A 20,263-nucleotide genomic window follows, 5' to 3' on the forward strand; every position below is an offset into this window, starting at 1 on the left:
ACCGACACGAATGGGTCCATCGAGAGGGAGATCAGCTGTCCGCAGAGAAGGAGCTGATCTGTCCGCCTACAAGGATCTTGCGCTGTCCGCTCTCACTGCTGTTTTGTCGTCCGTGATACGGCCGTACCCCCATGCTGATCCGTCCTCGCGAGGCACGAGCGAGGCGGGGGTACGGGTCTGCTCCCGACGAGGCGCAGCCCCGGTTCATCGCCCTGCTGCCGCAGGCGGCACAGCCCTCGCCGCACAGCGGATCCGGCCTCTCGCGACGCCGTCGCTCCGGCTGTGGATAAACGCTCTGCTCCATCGCTCACTGCGGCGGCGCAGCCGGCCCTCCCACCATCGCGTTGTGCTGGCTGCACCGACGTGGGTTCACCTCGCTCCGGTCGTTGCTCTGGTGCTGCCGCGACAGCGTGCCAGCACTTTATGCACCACGTCCGAGGCGGGCGTTCGGCACTACCTTGTCGACGCACGATCCGGCCCCGGGCTGTGTTCCTTTTCGCGTCTCGTGCTTGCGCGGCGAGCCCGGGGCGCTCCCCCGTGGACGCATCAGAAGAAGAGAGCCCACCTGCCGCGACCAGCCGCTCATCGAGACGAGCAAGCCGAACAGTTCCAGCGCCATCGGGCCGTTGTGAGTTTCCTCCAGGCGCTGCTTCTGGGGGCAAAGGCCTCTGCCTCGCGGGCCTTTGCCCCAGAAGCAAGCCGGTCCTCGCCCTCTCGCTGCATGCAGGGTCTACTCCCCTCCGCGCCTTCTCCCCTCCCAGCCTTTTCCCTCTGCTCTCCTCCTCGTGACCACGGCGGTCCGATGACGCCCCTGCACCGACCGTCGCAACAGCATTGCTCCGGTGGCACGCCGCCGGCTGTTCCGGTCTCGCTCCGCCGGTTGTCCGCGGCTGGTTCGCCATGCCCGCCGGCGGGCTTCGACAAGGGGGTGCAGCCATGCCTCCCGGCCCCATGAGGCAGTCGTGAAACGGCTTCTCCCACGTGTCTCTGAGGTGATTCATCGGGACACTCCCGAGACGCGACAGGGACGCCGATAAGACGCCGACTGGTTGCGGTGAGCGTTTTAGAGTCCTGTGCGTGTCCCTCTGGCGTCTCGCCCACGCTCTGACTGTGGCGCTCCGACGTCGCCCCCGGTGTTCTTTGAGGACTCGCCTGTGCAGGGGTGCCGGGTGGCGTCTCCCAAGAGACACAGACGGAACGCCGTAGGTACTCCAATGCGGCCTTCTTGGATCACTGCCGGCACGGCGGGCGTCTCGGAGGCGTCCAGCGTGAGCACCCATGGTGTCGCAGGTGGGGCGCAAGCGCATGGTTTCGGCGGCCTGCGCGCGGTCGACCGAGGTGGAGGCGCAGAGGCGTCTCGCAGGCGTCACTGCCGGTACTCGACAGAGACTCGATTGACGCCTCTCTTGCGTATCGAATACGACTTGCACAGGACTCAATAGAGACACTAGAGTGATCCCACATGATTCGCATTCGAGAGGTAGTGCGACAGGCGGTGAGTCCATATGGCAGAGCGAGAGGTATCCGGAGAACGACCGGATGAAGTACAGAAGCGAGCGGCAGGGCGAGGTGCGAGCAATGGCGAGTCAGTCGGGTGAACCTCGCAAGGTTCGCTGGACCGTGCCCGCCGCCGACACCTCGGTGATCGAGTGGCTCGATCAGCAGGAGAACATCTCGCAGTCGCTGCGACTGCTCATTCGGGAGTCCATTCAGCGCGACGGATACGTCGACGTCTATTACAAGCCCGTCGAGCAGCTGCCGCGTCGCGGCCGGCCGCCGCTGGAGAGCATCGAGCAACGCGAGGACGACGAGACGGTCATTGAGCGCCGTCCGGCTGCCATGCCGGTTCAGCCACAGCCCGCAGTCGCCGACGAGGCCGAGGTCGCCCCGGACACCGTCGTCGAGAAGACAGCACCAGCGCCGGTAGCCCAGCCCGAGCCGGTTCCCGCACCGGTTGAGACGGCCGAGGAGCCCGCGGCAAGCGCCCCCAGCGCACCGCCGAAGCAGGCATCCATCGACGAAATCATGGCGAGTACTCGGCGCTGAGTGACGCGGTGAATTTCATTTTCCAGGCAGACAACACAGACACCGAGGGACCGAATTCATGAGCGCCAACAGCAACGACACCACCATTGCTCTTACCGGCGGCATCGACGTCGGCAACGGCTACGTCAAGGGCGTCATCCAGAACACGAAGCATGGGACTTTCGACGAGATCGATCTGCCCAGCGCGGTCGTCTCGACTTCCCGCACCTCGCCGAAGGTGCCGCTCCCCGACGCGGATGCGGCCTCTGTGCTGGCTGGCGACTTCTACAATCAGATCGACTGCTCGCTCACCACTCCCCTGGTGGCGGCGTCGGACCGCCGGATCTTCGGCCGCGCAGCGCTGTCTGTGCGTGGCTCGAAGTTCACCGAGTTCGAGGTGTTGGGTAAGCACTCCAAGGCCGATCAGGAGCTGAGCAAGGTTCTGGTCCTGGGTGTCTTCGCCGCGAAGGCCCTGCGCGACTACGTCCGCGAGAACGGCGCGCTGCCCGATCACGAGCTGCGCGTGCAGGTGCGCGCCGGCCTGGCGTTGCCCATCTCTGAGTTCGTCGCGCGTCGCCACGCCTACGCCGCTGAGTTCATCGGTCTGCTGGGCAGCGCGGATCCGACGGTGCACCTGGTGACGATCAAGAACTTCAGCACTCCCGTCTCGGTGCGTCTGCAGTTCGCCGACGTCCAGGTGATGGCCGAGGGTGCCTCCGCGCAGTTCGCCATCACCGACAAGGGCGAGCCGCTCGCACAGGCCCTGCTCGATGATCTGCGCGCCCGTGACGCGTCCCTCGTGGAGGGCGTCTCGGCGTCTGACCTGGTGGCGGTGCAGAACACCATCGGCGTCGACGTCGGCGAGGGCACCGTGAACTTCCCGGTCTTCACCGACGGCCGGTTCAACCCCGAGGCGGCCGACACCCTCGACGAGGGCTACGGCACCGCGCTGATGAACGCCATGGAGCGCATGAGCGAGTCGGACTCCACGCTGCAGTTCTCCTCGCGCAAGCAGCTGGCCGACTTCCTCCACGCGGAGCCGTCGGTGCTGGTGAAGAACCGTCACCAGCGCGCCACCGGCTTCGTCGAGGGCGAGGCGAGCTACCTCGTCGACGAGATCGTCTCCTCCTTCGGCGACGTCCTCTCCCAGGCCGGTGCGACGACCGAGGTCGTCTACGTCTACGGCGGCGGCTCGGGCCCGATCAAGCACCTGCTGCACCCGGCGCTGCTGAAGGCTGCGGGCGATGTGCCCGTGCTCTACCTCGACTCGAGCTACTCACGGCACCTGAACCGCGAGGGCCTGTACATCGCGGCGCGCCACGTCGAGCAGCAGGCCCTCGCCGCGAAATCCGCGGGCAAGCGCAGTAAGGAGGTGGCCTGATGTGTGAGGCACTGGATGCAACTTCGAAGGCCGAGGGCGAAGAGATCAGCTGCCGCATCGAGTTGTCGGACGAAATCGTGCTCGCATTTATCCGCGATGGGGCGTCAGTTCTGCTTCGCGAGCGGGCCCTGCGGAAGCTGCTCGGGTCGGATGAGGAGCTTCCGGGCTCCACCGCAGTCCTCACGGTCGGCTCCAAGAGCAGCCCTGAGTCGGGCGCATGAGCGGCTACCGCGAGATCGTGAAGTTGCTGGCGGCGAACACCGGCGCGAAGCGGATGAGCGAAGTCTTCGACAACTTCGTCGAGATGGCGGCGCTGGCTCTGCGCAACGCCGCGGACGTCCGCGGGAGTGAGGTCTGGGAGGTGCGCGAAGCCCAGTACCTCCAGATCGCCGGCCGTTACGACCGCGCCGAGCTGTCCCGCTTCGCTGAGGCCTTGGCCCTGGTGACCATGGAGATGCAGCGCGAATGCTGCGACGTGCTCGGCCACCTCTACATGGAGCTGGAGCTCGCAAACGAGCGGCTCGGCCAGTTCTACACGCCCTACGACGTCGCACGGCTGATGGCTGAGATGCAGATCGACTCGGTGATCGAGCAGGTGCAGAGGGATGGCTTCGCCGATGTGTATGAACCCAGCTGCGGCGCGGGCGCGTTCATGATCGCCCTGTCGCAGGCGATGCTCGAGCGCGGTTTGAACCCGCAGACGCATCTGCATGTGACGGCGGAGGACATAGCGCCGCAGGCCATGCACATGATTTACGTCCATCTGACGCTGCTGCACATCCCCACGGTGGTGCGCCGTCGCGACGTCCTCACGCTGGAGACGTTCGACGCGTGGCCCACTCTCGCTCATGTCCGGGGCGGTTGGGGCCGGAAGCTCAGGGTGGCCCGGGCGATCAATGGATCACGGCAGCTGATCACCGCGTCGCCTCAGGAGGCCACCGAAGAATTGACTGATGCTCTGGAGGTGCAACGGTGATGACCACACAAGGGAGAACCGATCCTTCTGGCGCCGAAGGAGACGGAGCTTCGGCTTGGCGCGGGAAGGAGCCGGCGGCTGGGCCGTGCCCGGCATGCCAGCGCAGGGAAGTCCGCTCTGGGCGCTGCGGCGGATGTGCCGCTGCCATCGGTGCCGACGCGGCCGCCGACGCGCTGGAAGGCATGCCCAAGAACGCCGGCGCCCTGGTGCACGAAGCCGAGCAACTGGGCTGGGACGTCCGTACGGAACGCCGCTGGACCGGCCGCCTGCGGGTGCGCGCCGCAGTGATCTCCGGGCTCGTCATGGTGCGCGCCGGGGTGGAAGAGACCGAGCACGTGTGCGCGTGGAACGAGGCAACGGGCAAGTTCGTGACCTCCGCCTCGACCGCTGGGTTCAGGTCCGTACGCGAATCCGTCAAAGCCGTGCGCCTGGCCTCGCGCGAACAGGAGGCCGCGGGCCGAACCGTGTGGGGGCACGACGCCGCGGAATGGGTCCGGCAGATGGAGGACGCCGTGGCCAAGGTCAGTGCCGCACTGCGCGACGCGCGGAACACGTTCGACGCCCTCGACGGCTCCACGGCCACGGGCGCCCGGGCGGTCGAACTCGCCTCCGCCGCCTACGCGGAAGCCAAGACGGCACAGCGGTCGGCCACCGACGCCGTGAACGCGGCGCGGGCGTGGCTGGCCGAGACCAACGGCGACGACGCACGAGGGTGCGCGTCGTGGCGGCGTGCGATCGTGGGGGCCGGCCAGCACGTCAAAGAAGCCGCGGCAGCGATCGCGGACGCCGCGGCACGCGGGGAGCGGGAGGCGTTCGCCGCTCCGGTCATTGAGGAGGCACAGGAGCAGCTGGTCGCCCAGGAGGCCCAGTGGCGCAAGCGGCTGGCCGACGCAGGCCGCGAGCCGTCGGCACGCGACTACGCCGGGCTGATCGTGATGTTCGAGGACTCCTCGCGCGACTGGTGTGCATGGTTCGACGGCTACACCGACTACAACGGCGTGTTCCACGCCGGGCAGGGTGACCCGTCGCGGTCGTTCGTGGCGCAGTACGACGCCTGGAGGAAGTCGAAGGACTCGGACCGGTCGGTCCACTTCCCGGCGCGTTACACGTCCGCCTCGCTGATCGCCGGTGACCGTGTCGACGCTGCCGCCGTGGCGTTCACGCTGGCTGTGGTCGACCGGATCGAGGGACGCGGCGCTGAAGGTCTGCGGAAGGCGGCGACCGCCGTCCGCAAGAACCCCCAGGGGTTCGGTACCGGCAACAACCGCGAGCACCTGGCCTCGTGGTCCAAGTACCCGCACATCAGCTACGGGGAGCCGAGCCGGGTTGCCGAGCACGCCCCCGCCGAGTGGGCGGCGCTCGAGACCGCTCAGGCGGCGTACAAGGGTGTTCGGGACTTCGAGTGCGCCCTGTACTGGGACGCGCACTATGCCGGCGAGCGGGCCGCGGCCCGGTCGGCCGCCGCCCGGGCCGGGCTGGCCGGACGAGACGAGGCCCGGGCGGCGGCCGTGTGGGAGGCGGCGGTGGAGCGGCTATCGACGGCCCGCGTCCGTGTGTACGAGGCGGTGGTGCTCGCCGCCGGTGACCTGGAGCGGGCGCGGGCGTGCGGAGACCGGGTCCGCGAGGACGATGCGCTCACGAAGGACGTGTGGTCGGCCGTCCGGTCCTGCGAGGAGGCGTACGAAGATGTGCACACTGCGAAGCGGGACGCCGCCCACTACGAGGAGTCTGCGGAGACCTACCGCGCGGCGGGTGCCCTGTCTGACTTTGTGCCCGAGTGCGCTCGCATGGAGGATGCCGCCGCCCGTGCCGAGTCCGGGCGTGAAGAGACGCTGGCTTTGTACGGGTCCGCCTTCGCGGATGCCGCGCAGGCGGAGGAGGACCGGCGCGAGGGCGTGCTCCGGTAGTGGCCACGTAGGGTGCGGCGCGCGGCCGCGGTTGAGCGTGACAGTCCCGGACACCTCGGGCTGGCCGTCCAGGCTCCACTCACCGCCGCGAGTCCTCCGCGCAGGGCCACACCTCCTTGACCCATCCGGCGACCGCCTCGTCGTCCCGCTCGATGGCGCGTCGGGCCGGGACCTGACAGGACCAGCCGTTGCGCACCAGCAGCTTGCGCACGCCCTGGGCCGTGTAGGTGAGGTGGAAGCGTCGGCTGGGCGAACTGTTTCTCGCTCAGCCCCGGCAACGACGCTGGCCCTTGTGACCGCAGAGCGTGCGGCCCGTCCTCCTCCCACGCCTGCCGCCACCGCTGCACCGACCGAACGCTGACGCGCAGGTCCTTGACGATCACCGAACTCGCCTCGCCCCGGGCGAACCGCTCGGCCGCCTGGAGCCGTAACCCCTCACGGAACTGCTGCCGTTCGGCAGTCAGCCCGCCCCCTTGTGGATACCGCACGCCCCGGTGAAACCGCACTGACGACGAGCCGTCAGCCCCTACGACTCCACGAGTTCAATCTCAGTAGCAAAAGAAGACCCCGGCCTGGTGCCGGAGCACCAGGCCGGGGTGCTTGCGAAGATTTGGCGTCAGTGAGTCTTCTGGGGCAGTCGCAGCCCGTCCATGCCCAGAGCATCCGAGTGGAAGCTGACGTTCATGGCGCACAGCCCGTCGACGACCTGCTGGGCCGCTTGGCCGAGCTCACGCACGGCGTCACGGTTGTTCTTCCCGAGGATCTGCTCTACGCCATGCGCCTGCGTGATCTGCAGGTTCAGACGCACGCGGCCGTCCGCTTCGCAGACCGCGGCGAACACATCCAGCTCCAGCTCGCCGGCGTACCCGCCGATGCAGTTGTTGAGCGTCGCACCCCAGCGCGAGAGCGTCTCGGCATCTCGGGCGACGACGAGGCTCAGACCGGGAGCTGCTTCCCGGCCATCCAGCAGTGCGGCCGTCTGCAGTGCCCATTGGTGGCGCTGGGCGTGCCTCGCGATCCGGTCGAGGCGGCGGGCCTCCTCGCGTTCGTAGCGCTCCCGATCGCGGGCAGCCATCAGCTCGCGCCGACGGTTCTCGATCAGACCCAACGCCGGCACGCGGAACGCCTCGTCCTTCCAGAGGTCCCAGTCAGCGACCTGGGCCGTGCCTTCGGGAAGCAGCCGGATCTCGCGGTTGTAGTGCTTCATCTCGCGAAGGGCGTAGATTTCCCACTGTATGACGCGCTGGGCCGCACGGCCCCGGGGGTCGTGCCAGCGCTCGATTGCGGGCAGGCCCCGGACCAGATGCTCGAGGTCACGGGAGCTGCGGACTCGGCGCTGCCCGCGGGCGGCGATGATATCCGGAAGGAGGTCTAGGTCACGGGTGACGGCCAAACGGTGAGCCGTGCAGTCGGCCGCATCGGCCAGCGTGCGCCACGCCTGGTGGACGGGCTCCTTGAGGATTCGTCGCAGCACCGGCTGCGGAGTCCGGCGCAGGATCGAGCGGATGCGTCGCCGCTGCAGGGAGGTGAGCGACGGCTGGCACGTCAGGCTGTGGCCGTTCGCTGTTTTCGTGGTGCGCATGGCGTCGATGAGCCAGTCCACGGGCACCAGCCCGCGGAACAGGGCGAACCAGCTCAGGGTGCTGATGTCCAGGCGCTCCACCTCGCGGGCCAGCGGTCGGCGGTAGGCGCGCACGCCGAAGACGTTCTTCGCGACCTGCGCAGGGTCGTGGGCATCGAGATAGGGCAGGTAGGCGGAGGCCGGACGACGATCCTGCCAGTCGTCCTTGAGCAGCGGGAAGCGGGCGTTCCAGGCCGGCAGCTCGCCGATGTGATCGCGGATCGCGGCGATCGCCTGGTCCACAGCGTTGCCGACTCCTTCAGGCTCCGGTCCTTCGAGCCGGCGGGCCTGCGGGTTGCTATGCAGCCAGCTCAGCAGTGTCCCGGACAACTGGTGGATCCAGGACTCGACCACGGTCTCGGAGAAGACATGGCGAGTGATGGATTTGCCGGTGCGGCGATCGATGTGGCGCAGCACGACGAGGTCCTTCTTCGTGCGGGCCATCGACGTGAGCTTCTCGGAGGTCCAGTAGTGGAATGCCTTGCCCGAGGCGCGCATGCGGTGCACGCGCCTGTAGAGCGAGACGGCGACGGACGTCCGGCCGTCAGGTAGAGCCCGCGCCAGGATCCTCAAGCTGATCCCGGAGATCGCGCCTTCGACTGCGGCGACACCCTGCTTCGCGAGGGCCTCGTCGACATACTTGATGTAGAGCAGGGCGTGCTCGGTGCGCTCGGGCATGACGGTTTCCCCCAGGGCGATGTGATGGATTCGGCGGTGAGACCCCCGGCGCTGCTTTGCAGCGCACTGCCCACGTCTCATCCGACGCCCTCTTCGCTAGTTCGTCCCCCTGTCAGGCCCTTCGGGATCACCTGCCGATACGAGGCCACGCATCAGAAAGACCTTCGGTGCAGACTCTTGGCGGCTCGGTGCCCCCGGCGCGGCGCAACGAACCCGTCCGGCAAGAGCGGGGAACGGGCCCGCCCCTGCCGGTCGGTGCACGTCGTGGGGGGCAAGGATCACCGCAGGCCCATGCTGGCCTCGATCGCGTCGCCCTCATCCTGCTGATCCTGCCAGCAGGACTCGCATGGGTCGCTCTCGGAGCACTCCGGGCGGGGCTGACCGTTGGGGCACAACTCACCTGCGGGCTGGTCGGGGGTTCCGCCGGTGCCGCACGGGCACTTGTGGGCGCAGTGCTCGCAGTCCTCGCAAATCAGGTGCGGGCAGCAGCCGCACGGCAGGAAGCGGTTCGGCGGCAGCGTGCAGCGGTGCGCGTTCTCCTCGGCGGCCGCCGCTTGGGCCTCCTTGCGGGCGAGCGCCTTGACGCATGCCTGGCACGAGACCTCGGTTCCGGGGTCCTGGAGGCTGATCACCATGTCCGTCGGGAAGTGCATGCCGCACGCGCCGATGTCGCCGATGCCGTCGTCGAGCTGCCGGGTGGCGTGCACGGCGCGGCCGCGGTCTGTCTTCTTCCGGCTCGGGTAGCCGTGCGGGTTGGTCCGGCGCTCGAGGGCAGCCAGGACCTGGCGCACGGCCCGGGCGCCCTCGTCGCTACGGATGCCGACGGCGCGCAGCGACTGGCACGGCCACGCCAGGTTGTGCTCGCTGCTCCGGCACTCCGGCAGGTGGCCGCTGCACACCTTCGGCGCGGCGCAGCACCCGTGTCGGGGACGGGCGGTCTTCGGGTGCAGGGCGAGCATCGCGCCCTGGAGGTGAAGCACGGTCACCGCGGCGGCGGCCCGGACCGCTTCCTCGTGGGCGTCAGGGAGCGCCTTCGCCTTCTCAGGAAACACGGGCCCGCCGGCGACCGGGGCGACGAGCTGGTTGAAGATCGGGCGCCGGGTCTCCTTCGCGGTCGGGTCCGGGGCCTGCCCGCCCAGCTCGTCGGCCTTGTCGTCGAGCCGCAGAGCGGAGATGAGGATGGCGTCGTGGGTCTTGGCGTGCGCGGTGTTCCGCAGCTCCAGTTCCGTGGAGCGCAGATACTTCGCGGCCCGGCGCAAGGCGGGGATGTCCTTCGGGGTGAAGTCGACGGAGTCCATCGGTGTCCTTACTTTGTAGTGGGTTGATTCCGGCCACTCGTAGGACCGGGAGACCCAGGAATGCCGGGTGTGGCACACAGGCGGTCCCGTCGGTCCGCTGGCGGCCGAGCCGATGCCGACGACTTCGTGCGTGAGGTGCACGGCGACCTGGTCGTACATCAGGACGCTGTTGAGCCGAACGGAATGCGTAAGCCACGTTCGTCGGGGTGTTCAGCTCGCTATGTCCGGGACGTGGAGCGCCAGCCACTGCTCGCCGTTCCAGAACTGCCAGGTGGTGGTGTCGGGGCACTGGTCGTCCAACTCGCTGGCGATCTGGACGAGGAACGGCGAAGCAGTGTCAGCGCGCAGGCCGAGCCACAGTGGCGGGATGGTCAGGCGAACAAGGACGCCGTTGAAGCCGTGGGTGTCGATGCCGTGGAGGACTCCCATGCCCAGGTTGGCGGCGCCGGCCTGGGCCAAGCTGTGCTCGGCAAGGAGGTGATCGAGGCCCCGTCCAGGTCCCGCTGCGCGACCGGCGCGGCCATCGTGGTCGTGTTCACCGTGTGCTCTCCCTCCTCTGTCCGTGCGCAGGCCCCGACGCCCCGGTGTCGAGTTGCCGGCGGGGCTCAAGAGTCTGGGCGAGTCAAAAGTGGGCGCCCTGGTTGATCGCGTGGCAGGTCTGCGGCGTCGTGGCGTGCTGGCTGGGTATCGGGCACGGCTGCTCGCCGCACCAGCAGTAGCCGAGTGCGGCCTGCAGTCGTGCTGTCTCGCCGGCCTCCGCCTCGATCGCCTCGGTGGTGCGGTACTGGTCGCGTAGTTGCAGGTAGAGGGCGGCGGTGTCGGCGGCAAAGGCGAGCCAGCGTGCGGCACGCCGCCGCTCGGCGGGGGTGGTGGCCGTCACCAGGCGGCGCCGGTCGGATTCGAGCTGCATGCGATACCAGAACGCCGTGGCCGTCGTCGTGGCCAGGTTCGCGCGCACGAACCGTTCGGCGTCCGCCCCCCGCTCGCGGCAAGAGACGCAGAACTCGCAGGGGTTCGGCATGTCGCCGCCGGTCTCGGCCGCCGCTGCCGAAGCGGCGGCGTGCCACAGGGTGTGGCCGACCGGGTCGGCCTGCTGCCACACCGCGTTGAGCCGGGGTACGTCGTCCCATCGGCCGTCGCGCAGCGCGTCAGCCAGGTTCCGGGCGGCCGTGATGCTCGTGGGCAGGGCGGTCATAGAGTTGTCCTCGTCTCTCTGTCTCGATGGGAGATGGCGGGCCGGTTGCCTTCTGGGGAGTTGGGACCGGCCTCGCGTTGTGCGTGTCCCGTGGGCCGCATGGCGTGTCAGGTGGGGGCTGGGCCAGGGCTGCGCGGTTCAGGCGCATGTGACGCGTGCCCTGCCCGGCGCCCGTCCGGGCAGGGCTCCCGTGCGCGACGGTGATCCGGCCCCGGCCCCCGCTGTGGCGCGGGTGAAGCGGGCGTCGCTGACTGCGCGCCGAATACTGGCCGTATGGCGCCGGACCAGCCGGCCGCGCGCCACGGTGATCGTTACCGTCATCGTGTCGGTTCCGTCTCAGTAGCCCTTGCGGGCCGCCGCGCGGGCCTGTGCTTCGGCGTCACCGGCGGGGATGGTGGCGAGGAGTTCGCCGGGGCTCGTGGCCCTGGCGGGACTTGGTACGGGCCGGATCGGCGTACAGGGTCCACACGTCGCCGCCCATCCGGGGCCAGTAGGAGAGCTGTCAGAACCGGCGGTTGGCGTAGCAGATCTGCCAGGAACGCGGGCCGGACGGGTGCGCGCTCACACCGGCCGGAAGGTCCGGCAGTTCCGGTGCGGGACCGTACGCGCGGTCTATGTAGGCGAGGTGTTCGGCCGTCGCCGTGATGGCGACGCGCACCGTGTGCGGCCACCGGTGCCCCTCGGGCAGCATCGGCGCCCACTCCTTCCACTGCGCCTCGCTGCTCACTCTGCCGGTGTACGGCGCCCAGGCCGCGCCGCGCGCGTAGTTGAATCCAAGCCGCATCAGGTGCCACCCGGCCGCGATCAACAGTCCTTCCGTGTTCGCGCCGTCGGTGATGGTGTCCAGGTAGATACCGGCGGGGTCGTTCTCCCGACCGGCCGCACCCCGCTCCGTGAGCGGGATCATGTGGCGCTCGCTCGTGCTGCCCTCGGCGGTCCTGAGCCGCAGCGTGGCGCCCCCACCGGCGAGCGGGTACGCCATCCGGATTTCCGCGACGGTCGGCAGGGCGGCGAGTTGGCCTGCACGCATCCGCTCTAGCCGCTCGGTCATGGTGGCCGGCACCTGGGAACACTCGCCGCCCTCGGCGGCCAGGCGCCACGCGGCACCGCGCGCACGGGCGCCCGGGTCACGGGTTGCCGGCGCGGCGGCCTTCTCCCGTTGCTGGGCAACCGCGTTCACCGCGAGCGCGAGCGCGCCCTTACGCGTCGTGCTGTCGGATCCGACCTGCCTGCGCTCGCCGCCGACTTCGCGCACCTGCCAGAACAGCATCCCGCGTTCCGATACCTGGTAGGCGGCATACGTGCTCTGTGGGAACCGGCGCCCGTTGAGCGTCTCGCCGGGCAGCGTGAACAGCCAGCCGTCAACGCCGAAGTCGGCGCCGTCAGGCTTCTTGCCGTTGGTCGGTGTGTACCGGGTGTATTCGGGCTTGACGGTCTCCCGGACGATGCTGCGGGCCTGCGTGGTCATGCTGGGTTTCCTCTCGGGTTACTGCCGTGGTCTCAGCGCGCCGGTCGGCGTGCGGTCAGTGCCCCCCGCCTCGCCTCGAACGGTGAGGGACCGGCCAAAGGCTCGGATCCGGGGGCGTCGTGGTGCTAGAACGGAGGGCAGCAGAGGTGATCGGCGCACACGTGCGCGGCGGCCTCGGCCTCTTCGGCAGCGCGCCTGCGCTCGTACTCGGCCGCGCGCTTCTCGGCTCGAGCTACACACGGCGCGTTGTCGCACCGGCTGTGCCCGGTGATCCCGTCCGTGGACCGGTCATAGTGGGTGATCAGGCCGTAGTCTTCGCACGAGCCGCACAGCGGTTCCGGGGCATGCAGAGTTTCGCCGGACACGCACCCGATCCAGTGGGACGAGTCGCACCAGGCGCCTTGCCCGTCGTCCTCGATCCACTCGATACCGCGTCCGCAGTGCACACAGACCGGCTCCGGCTCCGGCAGCGTCAGCCCGAAGTGTTCGGCGACCGCGGCAGCACACTGCCCGGCTTGGATTCCTGCGGGCGCCGTGGGCTTGTGCTCGTCGCCGAACCCGTTGTAGACAAACTGGGTTCCCTCGTCGTCGGTGACCGTGGCGGCCACGGCCCACAATGCGACCGCGGGCAGGTCGTAGTGATCGGAGAAGCGGCGCCCCTCCAGGGTGCGGGCGGACGGGCCGGCCACACAGGAAATCCACACCCGAGCGCGCCCCGGCACGCTGCACACCACGTACTCCATAGGCAGGTCGCGCCATGGCTTGTCAACGTGGTAAACGATCCCGAGCGCTTCGAGCGCCTCGCGGAGCATGGCGCCGGTGTAGCCGTCATATGCGGGACGCGCCTTGGTGAGGCTGGGGCGTGCGATGAGTGTGGACATGCGGGGTTCTCCTTGGGATTGGTGCGTGTGCCGTGCTCGTGAGGGCGCCGCGGGTCGACGGCGCCCCGTGGGGAAGGCTCAGAAGAGCGGGGCGCCGTTCGGCGGTGCTCGCTGGGGTCAGTCCGGCGTCGGCTGCCAGGGCGGCACGGCTACGGGGGCTGCGTGACCGGAGCCTCAAGGGCGTTGCCCTCGTGCAGCTCAGCGTCCGCCGCGATGCGGGCCGCCTTGCCGCGCGCCGTGCACGGGTCCTCATGCCCTGAAGACCAGACCGGATCAGCTCCGCTGATCAGGCAGACAAAGAGAGACCCCCGCACGGCGAGCGTGATGCTCAGCCAACGGGGGCTCCGCGGAATTTACCTGCCGACGCCCAGAGGTGGGCCGCAGTCGGCTACGGCTGGATGCCGCCGTCTGGCACGAGGATCGTGATCCGGTCCTGGCACAGTTGCTGGCCGCCGTTCGAAAAGAGTCCACTCAGGCTTCCTGCGTCCGTGCCTTCCTGATGGGGCCCGATCTTCAGCCGACTCCTGTTGTGCGGGTCGCCGATGTAGCTCGGCTTCGAGGCATCGATGGGCTCGACCGTGCAGCGCAGCCGCTCCAGCCGCGGCGTCCGGTTCGCCTCGTGCGGATCGATGATCCGGACCGTGATGTCGTTGGCGAAGGTCTTCTGGTACCAGAGGAAACCCGTCGGTCTCTGCTCCTGGGTGGTCACCGTGCCGGGTACGACGATGTCCTGGTCCTGGACCGTCGTGTAGTCGTAGCTGATGTCGGACGAGTCCTCCGAGGCGGTCGTGGCCGTGTAGTAGCTGCCGTCGGCGCGCTGGGCGAGCCTCAGCACGGGGTCCGCGACGTAAACGATCTTCGTGTTGGCCATGGCGGCGCGGTCCTGGGCTTCCTGGCTTCTCGTCTGGTTGCCCCAGATCACCAGGCTCGCGACCAGGGCGGCGATGGCCGCGATCGCGATCGCCCAACCGCGAAGGAGCGAGCGCCTGCGTAAGGAGATGTTGTACATGCTAGTGGTCTCTCTCTTTCTGCTGGTGCTCAGGCGGTTCTGAGGTCGCTGCGCATGCGCAGCTGCTTGGCGAAGAAGCCGGCCTCGGTCTCGAAGTGGCCCGGGTGCAGCTCGTAGAGCGCAGGGCAGACGGGCCCGGAGGCCCAGGCCTGGGTCGCTTCCGGGAAGAGGGCTCTGCCCCCAGGCGAGGTGCCAGGCCTGGCAGTAGTAGACGAGCTTCTGAAGCTTCATCGCGGTATCGCCGACCGGTCGGGCTCGGCCGTGGCGCACTTCTGCAGGGTGTACTCGGCGACGTCGAAGACGGATGTCCGGGACTCGGCCACAGCTTCAGCTGTCGACTCGCTCTGGTCACCACCAGTGCCGGAACAGGTAGTCACCGCGCGGCAGCGCGCCGCGGCGGATGAGGTCGGCGAGGACCAGCCTCAGCGACGGCGAGAAGGCGCGATCGGCGAAGAACCAGTCCTCGAACACGGCGTTCTCAAGATCTTGTGTCTTCGGCGGGTTCGCCTCGACGGTGGCTGGTGTGTTCTCGTCGGCGACGCGGATGCTCAGCCAGTAGTCCAGCTCCGTCATGCCGGTCTTGAAGGCGTTCTCGCCGGTGCGGGAGTCCCAGCCGAGGTAGATCTGGGCGTCGTCGAGGTCGCCGAGTGCCTGCAGGTAGTCCCCGTCGGAGGTGAGCTCGTAGAGCTTCACGCTGTCATTGCCGATGTGCTCGTCGTCCCGCTGGCATCCGCGCAGCGAGCTGTACGGCTTGCCGTAGAGGCGCTCGGCGATGGCCTCGACCGGAATGTATCCGTTCTCGGCGGTCACAAGATCAGCGTGCGGCTCCAGCATGTAGATGCTGCGGGGCGTGTATTCGAGTGAACCGGGCATGACGGAGCCACCTATGGGGGTTCGGTGGTGGTTGCGGGGACAAGCGCGTGCGGCTCAGTGCTCACCTCGCAGAAGGTCCGCCAGAGCCTGGGCACGGGCGTTCTTCGCCAATTCGACGGCTGCCTGCTCCTGGAAGGAGTAGATCTTCTCCCCGGCCTGGATGCGTGCCTCCACTGCGTCCATGGCGAGAATGGCGGCAACGAGCTCGAGCCGGGCGTCCGCCACGCGGCGCTTCCGCTCGGGGTGCTGCTCAGACATCACGCTCAGCCGGTGGACGGCGGCGACCTTCTGCTCTTCGCTTATGGCCATGGTGCTACGTCTCCTTGAGGCTCTCCCAGTTCTCCCTGCACTCCGGGCAGACCGGGTACTTTTCCGGGTTCTTCGACGGGGTCCACTTCTTGCCGCAGAGGGCAAAGACGGGCTCGCCTGTCATGGAGGAGCGGACGATGTCCTCCTTGCTGACGTAGTGACTCAGGCGGTCGTGGTCACCAGTGCCGTCGTCCTTCACCCGCTCCTCTTTCTCAACGATCGAGTCGAAGAGGGCGTCGGTGTCCGTGTTGGTGCCGGGGCGGTCGAGGGTCGTGCTCATGCTGCGGGCTCGGCGAGGTCGATCTTCCGGCCCCGGGCCAGCTCGGCGGCCGGGACCACGACGCGGTAGCCGCCGACCGGGTAGCTCGGGTGCTCGGAGTACACGACGGCGCAGGTCCAGGAGCCGGAGTGGCGCTTGCGCGGCAGCGGCTCTTCCTCGACGCCGTCAGGGAGGGGGCCCTTGCGGAACTCGATCGGCACCACGACGACGCGGTACGACTGATCGGTGCGCGGCTGCTGCCAGGGCAGTTCGACGACCAGGTCCTTGGGCCAGCCTTCGATGGTCACGGGCAAGGTGGACAGGTAGTGGTTGATCGAGCCCTCGGGGGCCTGGGCCAGCCGGGCCTGCTCCTGCTCTGCGGTCTCGATGAAGCCGATGCGGCTGAGGAAACTCATGATGGTCAGTGCTCCTGGTCAGTGCTTGTGCTGGTGTGGGCCGCCGGCATGGGGTCGATGAAGGCGAGCTCGTCGAGTTCGCAGCGCACGCCGTGGATGCACGCGGCCTCCCGGTAGGCGAGATCCTGGTGCACGAGGTCGTCCGGCCTCGTCAGCCAGTGGACGAACACCCCGGTTTTGTCAATGCGGTTCACGGAATGCCGGACGATGACGCCGATGCTGCCGGGGACTGCGCCGAACTCGTATTCGAGGTAGCCGTTGGGCTCGGCGAGGAGCACGTAGGTCCCGACGGCGGGACGGACGCGCTGCTCGGTCTTGCCGCCATGGTTCTTCGGCTTCCGTCGGATCAGGTCCGGCAGGAGGAAGGCGAGTCCCACCGTCGCGAGGGCGGCAGCGAAGATGATGAGGATGATGGGCAATCCGGGCATGCTCTGGAGCGTGGTCATCGGCATGGTTTCCGGTTTCCTTCGAGATCGCAGCAGAAGAGGAGGAGAAGGGCAGGGCGCAGGGCGAAGAAGCCGCTGGTCAACGCGTTTCGCTGTAGCCGCACTCGGAGCACGTGTGCGTGACCTTCTTGGCCTTCTTACTGGCGCTGACGCCGTGAGCGTTCGAATCCATGTCGATGGCGCAGTTCGGGCAGTTCATGGCTCGGCTCCTGACGCGACGAGAATGTTCTTCAACGCCAGATCCGGATCAGCTCCGCTGATCCCTTGTGCTCACTGCCTTCACGGGACGAGCAAGGCGGACCACGAAGAAGAAAGAACACAGCACTCCGGCGGAGCTGCTGCCTGAAGGCAGAGCGCGCACCGGGGTGCTGGGGAAGCCGGAGCCGCGGAGATCTCCAGGGACGCGCCGCAGGGATCAGCTGCAGCGCTCAGGAATCGAACCTGTTCCGCGGTCGGTCTGCACGGTGTGCCCACTGGCGCACGCCGAGGATCAGTCGGCGTACTGCGGATTCGAACCGCTCCGCGCAGCAGTCTGTGGCGTGCCTACTGGGCCAACCGCCGCGCGGCTGCCCGGAATTCCTCGAAGGTGACGGGCTGCGCCGCCTGGCGGCCAGAGCGAATATACCGGTCCAGCGGCTCAGGTAGCCGTGCACAGCTCTTGGTCGGCCAGGCGGTCTTCTTCGCTGTAGAGCAGCGTGTTGGCCGCGAAGTCGAACGGCAGGGTCTCCTGCAAGATGGCGACGGCGCTCACAACTGACCTCCAGACGTGACATTGATGTTGTTCGCTGATCCCCTTCGTGGTGACATGAGAGGCTCAGCGAAAACGAAAATCCCCGGTGACGGAGCGGGGCAGGCTCCATCACCAGGGATCGCTGTATTCGGTTCTCGGTATTCAGTTGTGACTGATGGTAGCTCGGCTCAGCTGAACGGCAGCTGCTCGTCCACGGCGCTGGCGTGCGCGACGGCGACGGGCGCAGCAGCGGCGGCGACCGGGGCGGGAGCCTGGGCCTGCAGGTTCTGGTTCTGGGCCTCGGCCTTGGTGACGCGCTCGGCCAGGCGGGCCTGGGTGGTGGCGCGGGACTCCAGGAAGGAGATGTTCTGGATCTCGAGCTTGACCTCGAAGACCTCGGCACCGTTCTTGGTGTAGCGGTTCAGGCGGGGCTCATAGCTGAGGCCCACCAGGTCACCCTTGTGCACGTGGGCGAACGGCCCGGTGCCCTGCGTCTCGGCACGGACGAAGGCCTCGAAGGGGAGCGCGTCGGAGATGCGGTTGCCCTGACGGTCGGTGTAGCCGCGGTCGACGAAGGCGGTGAGCATGACCTTCTTGGAGCCGTCCTTGTTCTCGAAGACCTTCGGGTCGTTCGCCAGGCGGCCGATGACGGATGCGGTGCTGTTCGGGTTCGACATGGTGGATTCTCCTTGAATACAGCGCAGCGCCCGGATCGACATCGTCGTCCGCGCGCGGTTGGGTGGGTTGTTGAGATGTTCAGTTGTCTGTCATGCCACCATCCGGATCAGCTTCGCTGATCAGATGATTTTCTCTCTCAATACTTCATCCGAACCAGCTGTGCTGACCGAATGCTTTGTCATTCCGAATCCCGAATCGGCTTCGCCGATCAGACTCGTGTTTCTCGCTGGCTTACCAGCCACTTCCCCGACCAGACCCCCGGCGTGATGTCACAGCGTCACCTGCACTTCGTAGGCCGTCGAGCAGTACGGCCCGACGGTGAGTGCGTGCACGGGCGTCACCAGACCTGCCTGCGCCAGGCGAGCCGTCAAGCCCGAGTGTTCAGACCAGTCCTTGATGAAGACGTTTCCGGGCTCGGGCATGAGACCGTAGCCCTGCAGGCTGATCGAGATGGGCTCAGGACCCTCGTCGAGTTCGAGTTCCAGCACACGGTTCTCGTCGTCGTGCACGAGCGCTCCGGTCAGCTTGATGGCGCCGAAGTCGACGGTGACGTCGTGCTTCACGGTAGTCGTGGACTCAGCCATGGTGGTCTCGCTCTTCTCATGATGTGGATTGGGGCCGCACACGGGCGCGATCAGCGGATGCATCAGCCTTCGCACAACCGGCTTCATGGGGTCTGGCACAGCGGTGAGATTCGCACCCACGAAGCGATCGCGCCCGTGGGCGAGGGGGATGCCGATGCCTCTGCAGATCTACTTCCGGATCGACTACGTCGATCCAGATCAGTCACCGACCGGAACCTGCTCGCGATAGAGCTCGCTGATCCGGGCAACGGCTTCAGCTGGAGGCTCATAGACCGGCGGCAGCTCGCTGACTGCGATGTCGAGGTCTCGGGCATCCGGCAATGGTTCAGGTCGGAGCATCGCTGCTCCGCCGGGAGTGCTCAGGTAGAGCTCAATCGCACGCTCGATACGCCTGTTGCGGGTCAGCACTCTGCTGATGCCGTTGACCTCGTCGAGGTCCAGGTCAAGGGTCACCGCCCGGTTGAGTGCCCGGCGCATGCGGTGCTCGATGGTGCAGTGCGCGTTCAGATCGATGGTGGCGTCCTTGTATCCGAGCAGCACCGCATCGAAGACGCCCTCGATGCTGTCCGGGAGCTGCCAGCCAGGGAGATGCCCGAAGGTGCCGTCCGTCTCGCGGTCGTCGGAGTCGAGCAGACGGTTCCAGTCCTCGTGGCGGCGCTTCCACTCCTCGACACGGATCTCAGCCGGTCGGCCGGCCTGGTTCTGGTAGGGGTAGGCGACGAAGAGGAGCCGGCCGTTGGCTTCGAGAGTCATGAGCGCGTCGGTGTACGCGCGGTTCCCGGCGAAGGGATACGCCAGCCGGCGCGTACCGTGGTCGTCGTCGACCTGGCCGAAGACGATGCTGAAGCGCAGCGGATCGTGGAACGTCATGCGGTCATCAAGTCCGGCCTGCTCGTCGAGCCAGAGCTTCCGGGCCCGGTAGACGAGGTAGTTGTGCAGGGGGCCGCCCATCTCGCGTTCGCGTACCTCGGCGTCGTCGACGACGCGGGCGACGTTCCTGGCGATGATGGGCACAGCCAGCTCGCGGAAGACCTCGCGCATGCGCTTGGAGATCACGCGGGTCAGTTCGAAGAGGTCGGGCGCGTGCGCGGTCAGCCGCAGCCCGTCATACAGCTTGGCGCTCATCGGATTTTCCGTTCTCAGAATGCTCCTACAGCTGCCGAGCAGCTGGAGCGAGGTTGTTTTGGGTGATGTGGCCGGTGTGCTGGTCAACGCGCGGTGGACCTCGCAGGCGAGGAGTCGCCTGAGGCAGCGCATGATGTTCTTCTTGAACAGCCCTTCCTTGGTGCGGCGTTCGTCGAAGCGCATCCGGACCAGCACGATGTGTGCAGCGCGTTGTTCACGGCCCGGCTACCGCCGCGGTTGAGGCGGTGGCGGTGAGTACGGCCGGCGGTAGCCGGGTTCGGAGCGACATCGGCAAGGTGCGCGAACGCCTTCTCGGCCGCATGTGTTCGGGGTTGTCCCCGGCCGAGCTCAGCAGCTGGCCGGCGGTCTCGGGGCTAACGCCGAACAGCTCCAGCAGCGTGGGG

General features: G+C 67.9%; 21 protein-coding genes and 2 pseudogenes. 5 read left to right on the top strand and 18 right to left on the bottom strand.

Annotated features, from left to right (window positions below; all coding sequences use genetic code 11):
• Positions 1-1,539: 1,539 nt before the first annotated feature.
• The 5 genes from ACFC02_RS07910 (at position 1,540) to ACFC02_RS07930 (ending at position 6,289) form a co-directional block, all read left to right on the top strand.
• Complete coding sequence (locus tag ACFC02_RS07910; protein WP_376353740.1) at positions 1,540-2,046, top strand: hypothetical protein; 507 nt, start codon at positions 1,540-1,542, stop codon at positions 2,044-2,046.
• Between the two features lie 58 nt (positions 2,047-2,104).
• Positions 2,105-3,406: a hypothetical protein gene (locus ACFC02_RS07915; RefSeq protein WP_376353743.1), complete on the top strand. Its 1,302-nt coding sequence runs from the start codon at positions 2,105-2,107 to the stop codon at positions 3,404-3,406.
• The gene (locus tag ACFC02_RS07920; protein ID WP_376353745.1) at positions 3,406-3,627 is read left to right on the top strand and encodes a hypothetical protein; all 222 of its coding nucleotides are present in this window, start codon (positions 3,406-3,408) and stop codon (positions 3,625-3,627) included. The genes ACFC02_RS07915 and ACFC02_RS07920 overlap by 1 nt, the downstream gene beginning before the upstream one ends.
• The gene (locus tag ACFC02_RS07925; RefSeq protein WP_376353747.1) at positions 3,624-4,382 is read left to right on the top strand and encodes an N-6 DNA methylase; all 759 of its coding nucleotides are present in this window, start codon (positions 3,624-3,626) and stop codon (positions 4,380-4,382) included. Before ACFC02_RS07920 ends, ACFC02_RS07925 begins: the two co-directional genes overlap by 4 nt.
• A 182-nt stretch (positions 4,383-4,564) precedes the next feature.
• On the top strand, positions 4,565-6,289 hold the full coding sequence (locus tag ACFC02_RS07930; RefSeq protein ID WP_376353750.1) for a hypothetical protein: 1,725 nt from the start codon (positions 4,565-4,567) through the stop codon (positions 6,287-6,289).
• A 79-nt stretch (positions 6,290-6,368) separates the two neighbouring features.
• Here ACFC02_RS07930 and ACFC02_RS07935 read toward each other — a convergent pair whose 3' ends face one another.
• The 18 genes and pseudogenes from ACFC02_RS07935 to ACFC02_RS08020 all read right to left on the bottom strand — a co-directional run.
• Positions 6,369-6,500, bottom strand: coding sequence for a winged helix-turn-helix domain-containing protein (locus tag ACFC02_RS07935; RefSeq protein ID WP_376353753.1), 132 nt, complete (start codon positions 6,498-6,500; stop codon positions 6,369-6,371).
• A gap of 127 nt (positions 6,501-6,627) precedes the next feature.
• Positions 6,628-6,795: pseudogene (locus tag ACFC02_RS07940) on the bottom strand (hypothetical protein); the annotation flags it as partial.
• Positions 6,796-6,905: 110 nt separating this feature from the next.
• Positions 6,906-8,588, bottom strand: a complete 1,683-nt coding sequence (locus ACFC02_RS07945) for a hypothetical protein (protein WP_376353756.1) — start codon at positions 8,586-8,588, stop codon at positions 6,906-6,908.
• A 278-nt stretch (positions 8,589-8,866) separates the two neighbouring features.
• Positions 8,867-10,045, bottom strand: a complete 1,179-nt coding sequence (locus ACFC02_RS07950) for a hypothetical protein (protein ID WP_376353759.1) — start codon at positions 10,043-10,045, stop codon at positions 8,867-8,869.
• 51 nt (positions 10,046-10,096) lie between these two features.
• Positions 10,097-10,345 carry a hypothetical protein gene (locus ACFC02_RS07955; RefSeq protein WP_376353761.1) on the bottom strand — a complete coding sequence of 83 codons (249 nt, stop codon included), beginning with the start codon at positions 10,343-10,345 and terminating at the stop codon, positions 10,097-10,099.
• Positions 10,346-10,508: 163 nt separating this feature from the next.
• Complete coding sequence (locus ACFC02_RS07960) at positions 10,509-11,081, bottom strand: hypothetical protein (protein WP_376353764.1); 573 nt, start codon at positions 11,079-11,081, stop codon at positions 10,509-10,511.
• 502 nt (positions 11,082-11,583) lie between these two features.
• Positions 11,584-12,549: a hypothetical protein gene (locus tag ACFC02_RS07965; protein WP_376353767.1), complete on the bottom strand. Its 966-nt coding sequence runs from the start codon at positions 12,547-12,549 to the stop codon at positions 11,584-11,586.
• A 125-nt stretch (positions 12,550-12,674) separates the two neighbouring features.
• The gene (locus tag ACFC02_RS07970; RefSeq protein ID WP_376353770.1) at positions 12,675-13,430 is read right to left on the bottom strand and encodes a hypothetical protein; all 756 of its coding nucleotides are present in this window, start codon (positions 13,428-13,430) and stop codon (positions 12,675-12,677) included.
• Between the two features lie 388 nt (positions 13,431-13,818).
• Entirely contained in the window at positions 13,819-14,439 is a 621-nt protein-coding gene (locus ACFC02_RS07975) for a hypothetical protein (RefSeq protein WP_376353773.1), read from the bottom strand.
• Between the two features lie 348 nt (positions 14,440-14,787).
• Positions 14,788-15,312: a hypothetical protein gene (locus ACFC02_RS07980; protein WP_376353775.1), complete on the bottom strand. Its 525-nt coding sequence runs from the start codon at positions 15,310-15,312 to the stop codon at positions 14,788-14,790.
• Positions 15,313-15,366: 54 nt separating this feature from the next.
• A complete protein-coding gene (locus ACFC02_RS07985; protein ID WP_376353778.1) occupies positions 15,367-15,621 on the bottom strand; it encodes a hypothetical protein in 255 nt (84 codons plus the stop codon).
• A 4-nt stretch (positions 15,622-15,625) separates the two neighbouring features.
• Positions 15,626-15,901 carry a DUF3039 domain-containing protein gene (locus ACFC02_RS07990; RefSeq protein WP_376353781.1) on the bottom strand — a complete coding sequence of 92 codons (276 nt, stop codon included), beginning with the start codon at positions 15,899-15,901 and terminating at the stop codon, positions 15,626-15,628.
• Positions 15,898-16,296 carry a hypothetical protein gene (locus ACFC02_RS07995; protein ID WP_376353784.1) on the bottom strand — a complete coding sequence of 133 codons (399 nt, stop codon included), beginning with the start codon at positions 16,294-16,296 and terminating at the stop codon, positions 15,898-15,900. Before ACFC02_RS07995 ends, ACFC02_RS07990 begins: the two co-directional genes overlap by 4 nt.
• 5 nt (positions 16,297-16,301) lie before the next feature.
• Positions 16,302-16,748: a hypothetical protein gene (locus ACFC02_RS08000; RefSeq protein ID WP_376353787.1), complete on the bottom strand. Its 447-nt coding sequence runs from the start codon at positions 16,746-16,748 to the stop codon at positions 16,302-16,304.
• 912 nt (positions 16,749-17,660) lie between these two features.
• Positions 17,661-18,149 carry a single-stranded DNA-binding protein gene (locus ACFC02_RS08005; protein WP_376353790.1) on the bottom strand — a complete coding sequence of 163 codons (489 nt, stop codon included), beginning with the start codon at positions 18,147-18,149 and terminating at the stop codon, positions 17,661-17,663.
• A 270-nt stretch (positions 18,150-18,419) separates the two neighbouring features.
• Positions 18,420-18,821 carry a hypothetical protein gene (locus ACFC02_RS08010; RefSeq protein WP_376353793.1) on the bottom strand — a complete coding sequence of 134 codons (402 nt, stop codon included), beginning with the start codon at positions 18,819-18,821 and terminating at the stop codon, positions 18,420-18,422.
• 111 nt (positions 18,822-18,932) lie between these two features.
• Entirely contained in the window at positions 18,933-20,042 is a 1,110-nt protein-coding gene (locus tag ACFC02_RS08015; protein WP_376353795.1) for a hypothetical protein, read from the bottom strand.
• A gap of 44 nt (positions 20,043-20,086) precedes the next feature.
• Positions 20,087-20,134, bottom strand: a pseudogene (locus tag ACFC02_RS08020) (hypothetical protein); the annotation flags it as partial.
• Positions 20,135-20,263: the final 129 nt, after the last annotated feature.

This window comes from Streptomyces sp. NPDC056160 (genome assembly GCF_042268205.1).
Lineage (GTDB): Bacteria > Actinomycetota > Actinomycetes > Streptomycetales > Streptomycetaceae > Streptomyces.